Source organism: Shewanella sp. SNU WT4 (assembly GCF_006494715.1).
Lineage (GTDB): Bacteria > Pseudomonadota > Gammaproteobacteria > Enterobacterales > Shewanellaceae > Shewanella.
Map to the genome: position 1 here is coordinate 2,941,872 of NZ_CP041151.1, position 15,274 is coordinate 2,957,145.

12 protein-coding genes are annotated in these 15,274 nt (G+C 45.7%); 3 read left to right on the forward strand and 9 right to left on the reverse strand.

From position 1 onward, the window contains the following. Positions 1-191: 191 nt before the first annotated feature. From FJQ87_RS13110 to fabB, 3 genes are all read right to left on the reverse strand, one after another. Positions 192-1,208 carry an aspartate-semialdehyde dehydrogenase gene (locus tag FJQ87_RS13110; RefSeq protein WP_140933017.1) on the reverse strand — a complete coding sequence of 339 codons (1,017 nt, stop codon included), beginning with the start codon at positions 1,206-1,208 and terminating at the stop codon, positions 192-194. Next, complete coding sequence (locus FJQ87_RS13115; RefSeq protein ID WP_140934118.1) at positions 1,209-2,363, reverse strand: 4-phosphoerythronate dehydrogenase; 1,155 nt, start codon at positions 2,361-2,363, stop codon at positions 1,209-1,211. Positions 2,364-2,463: 100 nt separating this feature from the next. Then, positions 2,464-3,675 carry a beta-ketoacyl-ACP synthase I gene (fabB, locus tag FJQ87_RS13120; RefSeq protein WP_140933018.1) on the reverse strand — a complete coding sequence of 404 codons (1,212 nt, stop codon included), beginning with the start codon at positions 3,673-3,675 and terminating at the stop codon, positions 2,464-2,466. 144 nt (positions 3,676-3,819) lie between these two features. Between fabB and mnmC the strand changes: the two genes are divergently transcribed. Beyond that, positions 3,820-5,784: an FAD-dependent 5-carboxymethylaminomethyl-2-thiouridine(34) oxidoreductase MnmC gene (mnmC, locus tag FJQ87_RS13130; RefSeq protein ID WP_168195197.1), complete on the forward strand. Its 1,965-nt coding sequence runs from the start codon at positions 3,820-3,822 to the stop codon at positions 5,782-5,784. A gap of 129 nt (positions 5,785-5,913) precedes the next feature. Here mnmC and FJQ87_RS13135 read toward each other — a convergent pair whose 3' ends face one another. The 5 genes from FJQ87_RS13135 to prmB all read right to left on the reverse strand — a co-directional run bounded on the left by FJQ87_RS13135 (position 5,914) and on the right by prmB (position 10,728). Further along, the gene (locus FJQ87_RS13135) at positions 5,914-6,186 is read right to left on the reverse strand and encodes a YfcL family protein (protein ID WP_140933021.1); all 273 of its coding nucleotides are present in this window, start codon (positions 6,184-6,186) and stop codon (positions 5,914-5,916) included. 13 nt (positions 6,187-6,199) lie between these two features. Next, positions 6,200-7,318 carry an ATP-NAD kinase family protein gene (locus FJQ87_RS13140; RefSeq protein WP_140934119.1) on the reverse strand — a complete coding sequence of 373 codons (1,119 nt, stop codon included), beginning with the start codon at positions 7,316-7,318 and terminating at the stop codon, positions 6,200-6,202. Positions 7,319-7,405: 87 nt separating this feature from the next. After that, positions 7,406-8,584, reverse strand: coding sequence for an MFS transporter (locus tag FJQ87_RS13145; RefSeq protein ID WP_140933023.1), 1,179 nt, complete (start codon positions 8,582-8,584; stop codon positions 7,406-7,408). Continuing rightward, positions 8,581-9,678 (reverse strand): chorismate synthase, encoded by a 1,098-nt coding sequence (gene aroC / locus FJQ87_RS13150; RefSeq protein ID WP_140933025.1) that lies wholly within the window; start codon positions 9,676-9,678, stop codon positions 8,581-8,583. The genes FJQ87_RS13145 and aroC overlap by 4 nt, the downstream gene beginning before the upstream one ends. Before the next feature lie 105 nt (positions 9,679-9,783). Next, positions 9,784-10,728: a 50S ribosomal protein L3 N(5)-glutamine methyltransferase gene (gene prmB, locus FJQ87_RS13155; RefSeq protein ID WP_140933026.1), complete on the reverse strand. Its 945-nt coding sequence runs from the start codon at positions 10,726-10,728 to the stop codon at positions 9,784-9,786. Positions 10,729-10,897: 169 nt separating this feature from the next. On the opposite strand from prmB, the gene smrB reads away from it, so the two are divergent. Further along, the gene (gene smrB / locus FJQ87_RS13160) at positions 10,898-11,422 is read left to right on the forward strand and encodes an endonuclease SmrB (protein ID WP_140933028.1); all 525 of its coding nucleotides are present in this window, start codon (positions 10,898-10,900) and stop codon (positions 11,420-11,422) included. A gap of 125 nt (positions 11,423-11,547) precedes the next feature. Here smrB and sixA read toward each other — a convergent pair whose 3' ends face one another. After that, positions 11,548-12,033 carry a phosphohistidine phosphatase SixA gene (gene sixA / locus FJQ87_RS13165; RefSeq protein WP_140933029.1) on the reverse strand — a complete coding sequence of 162 codons (486 nt, stop codon included), beginning with the start codon at positions 12,031-12,033 and terminating at the stop codon, positions 11,548-11,550. A 220-nt stretch (positions 12,034-12,253) separates the two neighbouring features. Here sixA and FJQ87_RS13170 point away from each other — a divergent pair, with 220 nt between their 5' ends. Further along, positions 12,254-15,058, forward strand: a complete 2,805-nt coding sequence (locus FJQ87_RS13170) for an insulinase family protein (RefSeq protein WP_140933030.1) — start codon at positions 12,254-12,256, stop codon at positions 15,056-15,058. Positions 15,059-15,274 lie beyond the last annotated feature (216 nt).

Below are 15,274 nucleotides of genomic sequence, written 5' to 3' on the forward strand. Positions count from 1 at the left end.
CTTAGGCAATTGTATTTATTGAAATTACTATAAACTAGAAACCCGCGCCGAGCTAGTCTGGCACGCAATCGCCGTGGCTCTGGCCGCGGATGATTACCGTCCGCAGTTGCCTGATATTGCCTGGGTCAAACAGGTATAAAAAAACCTGCAAAATGCAGGCCTTTTTTACGTTTAACTAGTCAGTGACGTCATTAATAGTAATCACGTACTAAAATTTCAGCAATTTGAATACTATTTAATGCAGCACCTTTGCGAATATTGTCAGACACTACCCACATATTGATGCCGTTTTCATGGGAAATGTCATTGCGCACTCGCCCCACAAATACCGCATCAGCCCCCGCAGCATCAGTCACAGCTGTTGGGTATTCACTGTCAGTTTCAAACAGTTCAACGCCAGGGGCATCTCTTAATACTGACTTAATCGCTTCAGCGTCAACGCTTTGGACAGTTTCTAAGTGAATGGCTTCTGAATGACCATAAAACACCGGAACGCGCACAGCGGTTGGATTCACAGTAATTTGGGTATCACCCAAAATTTTCTGAGTTTCCCACACCATTTTCATTTCTTCTTTGGTGTAGCCGTTATCTAAAAACACATCGATATGCGGCAACGCATTGAAAGCAATTTGCTTATCGTACACTTTTGATTCTGCTGGCAAGCCTTGCAGTAAACGGGCGCACTGCGCTGCTAACTCTTCAATGGCTTCTTTACCTGTGCCCGACACAGATTGATAAGTCGCGACGTTAATGCGGCTAATACCAAAGGCATCATAAATAGGCTTTAATGCCACCAGCATCTGGATGGTTGAGCAATTAGGATTGGCAATAATATTGCGATTACGGAAATCAGCAATAGCATGCGGATTCACCTCAGGGATCACTAATGGAATATCCGCGTCATAACGGAAATGTGAGGTGTTATCTATCACCACACAACCGAATTCAGCGGCAATAGGCGCCCATTTGGCAGACACATCACCACCTGCAGAGAAGAAACCAATCTGCGCCTGACTCCAGTCAAAGGTTTCTACGTCGAGGATTTCTACTTGTTTACCGTGAAATTCAACGGTTTCACCAGCACTACGACGGCTAGCCAGCGGAAAAAGTTTGGCTACTGGGAAATTGCGTTCCTCTAAAATCTCGATCATGGTTTGACCGACAGCTCCGGACGCGCCCAACACTACAACATTAAATTCCTGCGACATTTATTGACTGACTCCTGCAAAACCTAAACGAGTTAACCAATTTAACTTACAATCCCCTGTCGAGGCTAGCGCCAAAGCACTAAATTCACGCCTATGACGATGATTTTTTCTCATTTGATCAAATCCATTGATATGTTGGACCTGTTGTCTAAACATTCGGTCATCATCCCTAACATCATAAACCAAGCGCGCCAGCGCTAACATTTGGCGCTGATGCGCTAAGCTCGCGCCATTAAGATGAGTATCATCTTCTAGCATCAACTGTGAAAAGCTTAAGGGCAGCAGTAAATCCTTAAGTGTGTGTGCCACAGGCTGCCTTAACCATTGACAACAGGCTTGATACAAGTGATAGGTGCCACGCGCTTTTCCCTCAAGGCTGTAACCGGCAATATGCGGCGTCGCTATGCTGACCCAAGGAATGAGCGCCGCCAAAGGTTCAGGCTCATTTTCCCACACATCTAACACTAACGATAAATCGCCTCCTTGCTCCATATGCTGTAATAAGGCGTGATTATCTATCACGGCGCCGCGGCAACAGTTCAATAACCAAGTGCCAGCCTTAAGCTTTGATAATCGGTCTTTATCAAATAGGTAATGAGTAGGATATGGGCCCGTGGTGGTTAAGGGCACGTGCAAGCTAATAATATCGCTGACCGCTAATGCCTCATCCAAGCTCACATAAGCGCGGCTATTATCAGTCGGTGCTAGCAAAGGATCGCACAATACATAGTTAACACCATAGGCCTCAAGACATACAGCCAAGGCCGAACCGGTATTACCTGCACCAATAATTGCGACGGTTTTATCTGTCAGCAAGCAGCCATGTTGCTGGGCTAATTCGAGCATGCTGATAAAAGCATATTCACCCACAGCGGTGGCATTGCACCCTGGAGCATTGGTAAATGTGATGCCGCAAGTGTCTAAATACGCTGCATCGACATGCTCAGTACCTATGGTGGCACTGCCGATAAATTTAAGCTTAGGCGCCGCACTTAACAGCTGAGCATTGACTTCAGTGACAGAGCGCACCAATAACATATCGGCATCTATTAATTGCTCCGGCTGCAATTGCCGACCATTCACCAGTGTTACTTCACCTATGCCGGCAAAGAGTTCGTTAACGAACGGCATATTTTCATCGGCGATTATTTTCATCATGTATCCCTACTTCTGTGTATTACGCCATTGTAGCCCGAGCACCAATGAAAAAGGGAAGCCTAAGCTTCCCTTTTTTAGTCAATCCGCTAAATACTGATTACTTATATCTGCGCATTACTAAGCTTGCGTTAGTGCCGCCGAAACCAAAACTGTTACTCATGACGGTATTCATCATTTTCTCAGTGTATTCAGTCACAATCGGCAAACCTACGGCTTCTGGATCTAAGGTCTCAATGTTGGCGCTCTTAGCAATAAAATTGTTTTCGAGCATCAACAAGCTATAGATAGCTTCGTGAACACCAGCAGCACCTAAGGCGTGCCCTGTGAGCGACTTGGTCGATGCAATCGCTGGCATCTTAGCGCCAAACACTTCTTTTAACGCTTCAAGTTCACGCATATCACCAACCGGAGTCGAAGTGCCGTGGGTATTGATATAATCCACGTCAGTATCAACATCGGCTAATGCCATTTGCATACAGCGCACAGCACCTTCACCTGATGGTGCAACCATGTCATAACCATCAGAGGTAGCGCCATAACCGATAATTTCGGCATAAATCTTAGCGCCACGCGCTAACGCGTGCTCTAACTCTTCAACCACAACTATGCCGCCGCCGCCAGAAATCACAAAACCATCGCGGTTGGCGTCATAGGTGCGAGAAGCACGCTCTGGAGTATCGTTATACTTAGTTGATAAGGCGCCCATAGCATCAAAGCCCATGGTTAACGTCCAATCAACTTCTTCAGCGCCGCCAGCAAACACTATGTCTTGCTTACCCAATTGGATAAGTTCAGCGGCATGACCAATACAATGAGCACTGGTAGCGCAGGCCGAACTAATCGAGTAATTCACGCCTTTAATCTTAAATGGGGTCGCCAAACATGCACTGGCAGTGCTCGACATAATACGCGGTACAATATAAGGACCGACGCGCTTAACACCTTTTTCTCTCAAGATATCTGCCGCTGCTACTTGGTTTTGTGATGAAGCGCCGCCGCTTCCTGCCACTAAACCTACACGCGGATGAGAATACTGATGTTCTTCTAAGCCAGCATCACTGATGGCTTCTTTCATAGCAATATACGCGTACGCCGCAGCATCGCCCATAAAACGTAAGGCTTTACGGTCAATGTGCTCGCTCGTATCTAACTTAATATCACCCCACACTAAACTGCGGAGTTTCATTTCTTCAAATTGTGCAGAGCGAGTAATGCCACTTTTTCCAGCTTTAAGGGACTGCAATACCTCAACGAGGTTATTGCCGATGCTAGAAACTACACCCATACCTGTGATAACGACTCTTTTCATTGCTAACTATCCATTCCGTAATGTCAGGACCAAATTCTGCTGAGCCAATGGTATCGCTTTTAGATCACTTAAGTGGTCAGCTTTCCATAAATACAGGTAAAATGATGCCAATATAGACTAATTGAGTACCGGAAATTGCCCCATTTGGACCGCTCCCCGTCATCGGCATCAACAGCCAATACCAACATAACACAGCAAACCAATAGTGTAACAGTGAATGCTTGGCTGGGGTTACCCATAACACCTGAACTATGGTTAACCCAATTAGAGCGCGCTCAAAGTCAGTGTAACGCCGCACCATTACCCCCTGCGTCCATGGCCACAGCTTCATCGCAAGCTTGCCATTTATTGTTAGTGTTAGGCCCTGCCGATATCAAACAATTGGCATTAGGCCATTGGCAACAGATGGATGGTCCCTATCACGCGTTAGCTGATTACTTATTGCAGCAATTAACCGCCAACACCTTAGAGGCCGCGCAAAGCCAACGTTTTGAATGGCAACAAGGGAAAGTGCGCCTTGATGTGCATTATTTGCCAGCGCCTGAGTTATTGCGCCAAATAATGACGCCAACGCAGCAGCGCGTGAGCCGCTGGTTTTGGCAGCAAACGGATACCAACTGGTTACAAGCCTGCCATTTATGGCAATTAGCGCGTTTAAGTGAGGATGATGCGGTAATTTGTTATCAAGATAATTTACTCACAGCCCCACTCACCCAAGCCAATTTACCGCAGTTTAGGCTAGAGCTTGTGAGCGCTACTGACGCACAAATGATGACAAGTGAAGCGCCAGATGCGTTTAGCCTTGAGCAGCGCCAAGTATTGCGCCGTCAACATCAAGCGCAGCTTGGCCATGTGCCCATAAATCCAGGATCTGGCCGTATTGCAATTATTGGTGGCGGGCTTGCCAGCGCACAATTAGCCTACAGCCTAGCCTCGCGTCAGCGGGCATTTAGTCTATTTTGCGAAGATGAACAATTAGCTATGGCAGCTTCTGGCAATCGCCAAGGCGCCCTTTATCCGCTATTAACTCCAGAGCACGACTTACTTAGCCGTTTTTATCAGCATGGATTTCTACTCAGTCGTCAGCGCTTAGCGCAAATACATGGCTCATATCCTGTCAGTCATGAGTTTTGCGGGGTGTTACAAACGCCCCATGACGCGCGCTCTGCCGAACGCTTACAAGCATTGGCCGAAGCCAACTTCCCCGCGCAGTTAGTGTCAGCATGCTCAGCTGCTCAGGCCAATGCCTTAGCTAATATCGCGATAGATAATAACGGCCTATGGTATCCAAACGGTGGTTGGATAGCGCCAGCAGAGCTAACTGCGGCCTGCATGCAGGCTGCTGGTGATTTTGCCACTGTGCATTTAGGCCATAGCGTAACTGACATTCAGCATCGCCAAGATGGCTGGTATCTAAATGTGGGAAATCAGCAGCACGGTCCGTTTGAGCAACTGATCTTGGCCAATGGCACAGGCATTAATCAGTTTGCCGATACTAAAGCGCAAGCCTTAAGTCCTTTTCGAGGCCAAGTGAGCCATGTGCCATCCACGGCAACATTAACAGCACTGAATACTGTGCTATGCGCTAAAGGCTACTTCACCCCATGCCATAACAAGCATCATTGTTTAGGCGCCAGTTATATCAAAAATCCAAGAACACTGGATTACAGCGACAGTGAACAAGTGGCTAACTTAGGGCAACTACAAACCAGTTATCCAAACCAAACCTGGGTTGATGATGTCGATATTAGCGAGCAAGATGCCCGCGTCGGTGTGCGTATGGTTAGTCGCGATCACTTTCCCGTAGTAGGTTTAGCGACCGATGTGGAAGCGCTCAAGCGTTTAGAGAGTGATCAGCATTTTAGCCAAGGCGATAAACAAGCTATGGCTGATTTTTGGCAGCAACAAAACGCGCCAACCATTAGCGGCTTATATTTACTCGGTGGGCTTGGTAGTCGCGGTTTATGTAACGGTGCACTGGCCGCAGAAATGCTCGCCAGTCAGTTGTGTGGCGAGTTTCTTCCTTGCCAGCAAGCCATGGTTGAAATGTTAATGCCAAATCGCTTATGGCTAAGAAAGCTTATTCGTGGCAAGCAAATAAAATGGTAACACCTTAACGAAAACAACCGCCCTATTTCTGAGGGTTTTGGGCTTATATAGCCTTAAACACCTTGAAACTTGAGGGCGGTTGTTATCATGTAAAGCGAGCTAGCTGCGGGAGCTCGCCAAACTATCGGCTTAGCAAACCATTAATTGCGCAGACAGTTCAGTCCATGCGTGTTGCACTAACTGGTAATCATTATCTTCCAATTCGCGACTGGCTAATTTTAAGCTGTCTTGCATTTTAAGCTGCAAATGACTGAAGTCCGCAACGCCTGCTTGCTCTAATTGCGCTAAAGCAACTGTGACATGACCTTGCAGATAACCGCTTGCAAATAAGGCATCATCATCGCCTTGAGCAACAATGGTTTCTACCCAATGATTCAAGATGTTATCGTATTTTTCCAACATGGTACTTCTCCGCTCATTCTGGATTAGCCACTGGGTACATCACGTAATCGCGATAACCTGTGGTCACTTTATAAAAACCAGCAAGGGCTTGGTCTAATTCTGGGTCGCCACTATCCACGATTAATGGCCGTCCTTCAAGTGCTTTTAACTTAGTTTTGGTCGCCACTATGATGATATTCTCTCGCCCTACACGGCGAATTAGCGTTGGCGATAACTGCTGATTGCCGCGGCCTAAAATATGGCCCTGGCCACCAATTAAGGTAATCACTAACTTTAAGGGCTTATCATCACTAAGCGCTAATAGTTCAGCCGCGGTTGTATCCGTCATTACCAGCGTTTTATTCGCAATCACATCCACACCGAGCAAGGTATTATCAAGCCCAAGCTCTTCCATGATAAAGGCCACAGTGCTGCCCGACCCCATGATGAAATACTCATCCTCCATGGACTCAATCACATCGGCAGCGATATCCGCTAATACCAGTTCATCGCATTCCTTACCGCCCATCTTAACCGCTTGCACGTATCTGGGTTCGGCCGGTACTCGCATTGAGCCAAAACGCTGCGCGCGCACTTGGCCGGCGCGAAACGCTTGCTCATCAATATCCATGACATCAGCGTCCAGCAAGTTCACTAATTGACCTTGCAATAACATGGCAACGACTGTGCCTGCGGCCTTTGGAGTAATACCGTATACTCCAGAGTGAATTTTCACCCCAGCAGGCACACCTAAAACCACTTGCTGTGGACTGATGCTTGCCAGTACATCACGGGCGGTGCCATCCCCGCCCGCAAACAAGATGAGATCTGGCGAAAATTCTGCCATTGCCGCAATTAAACTATGGCTATCGTCTGCGCTGTAAGCTGGCTTAGCTTGGTAAATCACTTGATAGCTAAAGCCCATGTGTTCACATAACTCGGCGCCTAGTTCGCCACTACCAGTAATAATATGAATATCATCTTGATAGGGCAGTAACTGAGTTAACGCCTGCGTCATTCGCGCATTCGCCATAGGTTTGGCGCCAAGAGCGAGCGCTTGCGCAGCCACATTGTCACTGCCTTTTAAGGCCACGCTACCACCTAAGCCTGCTAACGGATTAATTAATAGGCCTAACATAAACTGTCGCTTCATCATTCATCCACTGACTGATTGCTTAATTGATTGCTTGGCTGCTTGAACCACTGCATCTCTATTTAATTAACACCTAAACTCACTGACTTATGCCGCCACTGCGTCTGATGCTTTAAGGGCTGAGCCCGGCTTATGAATAACATATAACGCCAATAGTGAAGCCGCGGCGCACATAGCCGCAAATACCCAAGTCCAAACCGCGCCGCTACCATCGCCCCAGATAAAGCCGCAAATCCAAATTCCCATGGAGCCGCCTAAGCCAAAACCTAAGCTGGCATATAAAGCCTGCCCCTGACTTTGATGCGATTTATCAAAGGCTTGATATACAAACTGAATAGATGCCGCATGCACTAAGCCGAAAGTGAAAGAGTGTAATAATTGACTCACGGTCAGCCATAACACTGACTCTACCGCCACGGCTAATAACAGCCAACGGATAACCGTCATCGCCGTGCTCACTTTGAGTAAGGTGATCACACTAAAACGTGCCAATAACTTAGGCGCGAACATAAACATGACAATTTCAGACACGACACCTAATGCTACAAAGATACCGGCGATGGATTCGGTGTAACCCGCCTGCTTAAGATAGAGCACAAAAAAGCCATAAAATGGGCCGGCGCTCATTTGCAGCAGCATAGCCGCAATTAAAAACCAGATGATGGAGCGATTAAATGCCAACGCCTTGGTTTCACCGCGATTAACCGTTTTGGTTTCATTGGGCAATGGCAAGGAGCACAGCAACATGCCAAGAAATAACCCCATGCCGATATAAGGCAACACCTGCGGGCCAAAGGCTTCAATGGCAAAACCGCCAGCAACCACTAAGCAGATATAACCAATACTGCCAAAGCTGCGAATAGCGCCGTAACGATACGCTTTATCGCCTAAGGTTTCTAAAGTGATAACCTCTAGCTGAGCTAAAATGGCATTCCAAAAGAAGGTATAGACGGCCAAGCTAATGGCCATATAGGTAAATGAACCGTCATAAAAAAAGCTGGTGTAACTAAAGGCCGCCACTAGTGCGCCCATCTTAATTAACTGCGCTCTCATACCCGTTTTATCAGCGACTCGCGCCCACACATTCGGGGCGATAATCCGAGTGCCCATCACAATGGCGAGCAGAAAACCAATTTGCTGCGGATTAAACCCTCTGTCGTCAAAAAATACGCCAAGGTATGGCACCATAATGCCAAGAATGGCAAAAAAGAAAAAATAGCAGGCGGACAACCAAGCTAATGACGCCTGCGGTCGAACTTTCATCATTCACACATTCCTAGCACGGGAGTGGTAGATATCACTTGCTGATTTTGCGCCCGGTGCCGTAATAAATGATCCATTAAGACTATCGCTAACATGGCCTCAGCAATCGGTACGCCGCGAATACCAACACAAGGGTCATGGCGACCCTTAGTCACTACCTTAGTAGCTTCACCATGCACATTGATGCTATCGCCTTCTACGCTAATGCTCGAAGTTGGCTTTAATGCTAAATGCACTACCACAGGTTGCCCTGAGGATATGCCGCCAAGAATGCCGCCAGCATGATTAGACTTAAAACCCTCTGGCGTCATTAAGTCGCGATGCTCTGAGCCTTTTTGCTCAACCACGGCAAAGCCATCGCCGATTTCGACCCCTTTAACAGCGTTAATCCCCATCATGGCATGGGCAATATCTGCATCAAGGCGATCAAACACAGGCTCACCTAAGCCGACCGGCACACGGGTCGCGACCACTGTGATTTTGGCGCCGATGGAATCCCCTGACTTTTTCAAATCGCGCATGTATTCATCTAAGGTATCAAGCTTAGCGACGTCCGGGAAAAAGAATGGGTTGTTTTCAATCTCGTGGCGGTCAATCTGCTCGGCGGCAATCGGGCCTAATTGTGACAAGAAACCATAAATCTCAATGCCATAAGCCTGTTTAAGGTATTTTTTGGCAATGGCGCCTGCGGCGACTCGCATCGCAGTTTCACGAGCAGAAGCCCGGCCGCCGCCGCGATAATCGCGCAAGCCGTATTTTTGTTGATAGGTATAATCAGCGTGGCCTGGGCGAAACAGCTCTTTAATGTTGGAATAATCTTGGCTGCGCTGATCAGTGTTTTCTATCAGTAAACCAATTGAAGTACCTGTGGTTTTACCTTCAAATACGCCAGAGAGAATTTTAACGGCATCATCTTCGCGCCGTGCTGTGGTGAATTTAGAGGTACCAGGGCGGCGCCTATCGAGGTCATGCTGCATATCCTCAACACTTAAGGCGAGTCCCGGTGGGCAACCATCGACGATACAACCAATTGAGGGGCCATGACTTTCACCAAAGCTAGTGACGACAAAATTCAATCCTATGCTATTTCCTGACATCTTAGCCTCTCTATTCCATGCTGATTATTCTAATTTTTGGTTGAAAAAAACGACACCCAAGTGTCGTTTTTTAGCGCAGAAAGCTTGATTCACACTGAGTGCAGATTATGCCCTGTCTTTATAGATGGCGAACAGTGATTCATTTTCAACTAACTGCTCACGAGTTAATACGAACACACCATCACCACCGTGATTGAAGCTTACCCAAGTAAATGGGACTTCAGGGTATTGCTCAATCAAATGCACCATAGAGTTACCCACTTCAACCACTAACACACCGTCTTCAGTCAGGTAGTCAGCAGCATTGGCCAGAATACGCTTAGTTAAATCTAAGCCGTCATAGCCAGATGCTAAGCCTAATTCAGGCTCATGATGGAACTCAGCAGGCATATCCGATAAATCTTCTTCATCCACGTACGGCGGATTAGAGACGATTAAATCGTATTGTGGACCCGTTGGGATAGCGGCGAATAGGTCAGATTGGATTGGGAACACGCGCTCCATTACCCCTAAACCTTCAATGTTGATTTGGGCAACATCTAACGCATCTTCACTGATATCCAGAGCATCGACTTCAGCATCTTCAAATTCGTACGCACAAGCAATCGCAATACAACCACTACCAGTACACAAGTCTAAGATACGGCTGACTGGTTTATTGCTAATCCAAGGCTGAAAACCATTGGCAATCATTTCACCAATAGGTGAGCGTGGTACTAACACACGTTCATCAACAAAGAAATCAAGACCGGCAAAGCGGGCAACATTGGTCAGATATGGCACAGGCACACGCTCGCGTACGCGGCGTAAAATCAGTTCCACTATCTTGTGTTTTTCACTGCTAGTTAAATTAGCATGGATAACTTGCTGGCCGACTTCATCAGGTAAATGCAGGGCATGGAAAACTAAAGATACAGCTTCATCCCAAGCGTTATCAGTACCATGACCGTAAAAAATACCTGAATCGTTAAAACGACTCACAGCCCAACGCAACATATCACCTATGGTTCTAAGCTCAGTAACGGCTTCATCCACAAAAATTTTATCCAAAACACACTCCAACATTAATTCTCTGGCGCTATTGTAACTGATGCAGTTAAAGAAGGCATAATTCTTAGTGCTAAATTGGCCAGCGCCTAAGATTTGGGCTTGGGGTTAACATTAGGTTACACTAGCCCTAGCAAGCCTATTTCTCATTTAACCAAGCACAAGTATTTCCATGACGATTGAACACACAGACGTGACACTATTTGCTGAGTTAATGGCCGGCGTCAAACCCTTGAGCCAAGATAAGCGCCATTTTGGTACGCCAGTAAAAGCCAAAACGGTACTGGTGAACCATAAGATAACTCAGGATGCAGCAGGACTCTTTTCCGACAGTTACCAACCCTTGTTGCCAAGTGATGGACCTATGCGTTGGCGCGCGCCGCATACCGATAGCTTTGAATTAAAGCGCTTACGCCGCGGTGACTATGTCCCTGAATTATTGTTAGATATGCATGGGATGCGTCAAGCTGAGGCCAAACTGGAATTAATCGCTTTGATTGAGGCTTGTATTGCTGAGCACAGTCACGCTTGCTGCGTAATGCATGGCTATGGGGCGGGGATTTTAAAACAGCAAATTCCACTGTGGCTAGCGCAGCATCCTAAAGTGTTAGCATTTCACCAGGCGCCTAAGGCTTGGGGGGGCGACGCAGCCTTACTGGTATTAGTCGATATTGGTCATCCGTGTGAGTTTCTATAGCGACTAGACTAGCGCTTAGCCCTAGACGCCATCATAACGCATGGCATCTTGGTGGTGTGGTATTCATAGATAGCTAAAAAACCCATGAGTAAACATAAGCAAGCTTAAGTTAAGGAAAAGCAAACTTAAGCACGGCTAGTCGCTGCCATGGCCGTAGGCACATTCATCCATTGAAAACTCACATGCTCGGCATGCTTATCTAATAATGCCACCGCAGAAGTTGCAAATAATGGTGGTTCATGACCTGCAACCAGTTCACTCACCAAGTATCCCAATAATGGCATATGGCTAATCACTAGCACCTTGTCGGCTTTATATTGCTCGGCATAAGCCAAGATAACATCGGCGGCATAACTTGGATTGGCATCGGGTGTTAAATCATTAAGCTCAATGCAATGGCGCGGGGCTGGGATTAACTCTCGAATTTCATCCCATGATTGCTGCGCCCTTAAGTAAGGACTTACTAATACAAGATCGAAGCGGGTATTATCGACTTGTAAGCATTTAACCATAGAACGAGTTTCATAACGGCCGGTATCGGTCAGCGTTCGCTCTTTATCGCGCGAGGCATTAAAACTAGCTTCACCATGACGCATCAAAAATAACTGCATACTTCACTCTTGCATTTTCAAACGTGAATGAAGCCTCATTGTATCTAGATTATCTTGGGAGTGACACTGTAAATTAGTCGAGTATGGCTAAAGCAGTTAGCGATTTCAGTCCCAATAGTGCCACTATTATGCGATTTAACCCGCTCATTAAAACAAATTAGCCAAAAGACATTTGCCAAACCCTTCAGTGCCAATCAAGATATAAGTCAGACATTTAATCATGGAGCGTCTCTTGCCCATAGCGCTGACTCAAATCCACACCAGCAAGCATGATAGTCGTCAATATGCTTATCTTACCTTAGCCAATCAGCTGAGGGTTTTGTTAGTGTCTGATATGCAAAGCAATCAAGCGGCTGCATCTATGGCTGTGAATGTTGGCCATTTCGACGATCCCAAACAACGCCCTGGCATGGCTCATTTTTTAGAGCATATGCTGTTCCTAGGTACCGAAAAATTTCCAGATCCCGCTGAATATCACCATTTTATTAATCAACATGGGGGTAGTAATAATGCTTGGACTGGCACAGAACACACGAATTTCTTTTACAGTATTCATCAAGATCAATTAGCAGAGTCACTTGATAGATTCAGTCAATTTTTTATTGCTCCAGCCTTTAATGTGGAGTTCGTGGATAGAGAACGCCAAGCGATAGAATCTGAATTTAGCCTCAAATTAAAAGATGACATTCGCCGCATCTATCAAGTACAAAAAGACAGCGTTAATCAAGACCACCCTTTTAGTCATTTTTCGGTGGGTAACCTAGTTACCTTAAGTGGCGAAGCGCAGCTACTGCGACAAGAACTGATTGAGTTCTACTGTAAAAATTACAGTGCTAACTTAATGACCTTGTGCATAGTGGCACCGTTTACACTCAGCCAACTTGAGCAACTCGCTGTGGAATATTTCTCAGCGATTAACAACCATAACCTCAGCAAACACTATCCTGAAGTCGCATTAATTACGCCAAATGAGCAACACCGTCAAATTGAAATAGTGCCATTAAAAGATCAAAAACGCTTAACCTTAAGTTTTGCCTTGGAAGGCATAGATAAGCTGTACGCCACTAAACCGTTAACCTTTATTAGCCATCTACTAGGCAATGAAAGTTATGGCAGCTTGTTGCATTGCCTTAAAGAAATGGGCTTTGCAAGCAATCTGTCAGCAGGTGGCGGCGTCAATGGTTATAACTTTAAAGATTATTGCATCAATATTCAGCTGACCGATGAAGGCTTTGAGCATATTGATGACATTATCACTTTGTGTTTCGAAGCAATTCTATTAATAAAAAAACAAGGATTAGAAGATTGGCGTTATCAAGAGCGCTCAACCTTACTAACACTTGCCTATAAATATCAAGAACCCGTGCGTCCGCTCGATTTAGCCAGCCATCTTAGTATTAATATGCAGCACTACCCTGCTGTAGATACCATATTTGGTGATTATCGTATGGATGGTTTACAAATAGCTGAAGCCAAAGCCTTGTTAGATAAACTATCGCCAGACAATTTAAGAATACAGCTAGTGGCACCTGGGCTTGAAACCGATCAACAAGCACCGTGGTATTTTACGCCCTATAAAAACACTGCGATTTCCAGTGAGCGCTTAGATAAATGGCAAGTCGATAAATGGTGTGAGCAATTGTCTTTACCCCCGGCGAACCCGTTTATTCCTGATGATACTGAACCAAGCCATGAAGCCAATATCAGTGCTGTGCCCAAGATAATTGCCGAAGGTAAAGGCTATCGTTTATGGCATAAAAAAGATGATGAATTTAATGTGCCTAAAGCGCATATCTTTTTATCGTTGGACTCAGAGCAAGCGAGTAAAACCGTCACTCACGCAGCGCTCACCCGTTTTTATGTAGAAATGCTACTCGATGCACTCACCGAGGATACCTATCAAGCAGAAGTCGCAGGTCTTAGTTATCATATTTATTCCCATCAAGGTGGGATCACTTTGCACTTGTCAGGATATACAGGCAAGCAAAGTAAACTATTAGAATTACTGATAGAAAAAGCGCGTGAACGTAATTTTTCACCCACTAATTTCGCCCGCATTAAAGAGCAATTAATTCGCGGTTGGCAGAATCAGAGCCAGGCTAAGCCAATTTCACAGTTGTTTACTAGCATGGCCGTGACCTTACAGCGCTGTTCTTATGAACCGCACAAAATGGCTGAAGCATTAAAGCCTATTGGCTTAGAGCATCTGCACAATCATATAGTACTGTTTTATGAGAAGTTACATTTAGAAGGGATGATTTATGGTAATTGGTTAGCGAAAGAAGCACAAAATCTGGCGTTACACCTAAAACAAATTCTGACCTTAGTCAGCTTGCCAAGCCATGAAACACGGCGCGAACTAATTAACCTTAAAGGACGCGGCACTCTGTATCGTGAGCTTTGTATCGATCATCAAGACAGCAGCATAATTGTGTATTATCAGTCTGAATTTAGCGACGAGCATTCGATGGCGATTCTCAGTCTTTTGAATCACAGCATGTCATCTAACTTTTTTCACGAACTGCGCACCGAAAAACAATTAGGTTATGTGGTCGGCACTGGTTATTTACCCCTGCATCGCCACCCTGGGATCATTTTTTATATTCAATCCCCCGCCACTGGCCCAGTTAAATTACTGCAAGCCATCGATGAATTTATCGCAGATTTCACTTATGCCATTATGCAAATCACCACAGAACAATGGCAAAGCACTAAACAAGGGCTAATTAACCAAGTCATGGAGCATGACGCCAACCTAAAAACACGCTCGCAACGCTATTGGGCAAGTTTAGGTCATAAAGACTATCAATTTAATCAACGAGAAAAAGTAGTAGAACAAATCGATAAATTAACCCGAGCTGATTTGATTAGCTTTATTGTCAATCACATGCGCACTAAACATGCCGATAGACTTATCTTGCATTCCACTGGCCAAGCTCATCAGCAGCAGCCAAGGTTTAGCTCCACTAATCAGATAACTGACTTAACACATTTCAAAGATCACAGTCAGCTATTTTTGCTATAGCTATTATGAATACTCTTGTGACTGTCTATACAGGTAAACAAGTTTACGACTATGCTCGCCTTTCGAGGCGGGAAGTCTAAATAGACCATTTATTTAAAATTTATACATATTTATTCGATTAAGCGAAAACCATCACACTCTTCACTAAGGCTAGTAATAACGGCTAAGCCTATCGACAAGAACAGCATTAACTGCCGCCAATACGTCTATCACAGC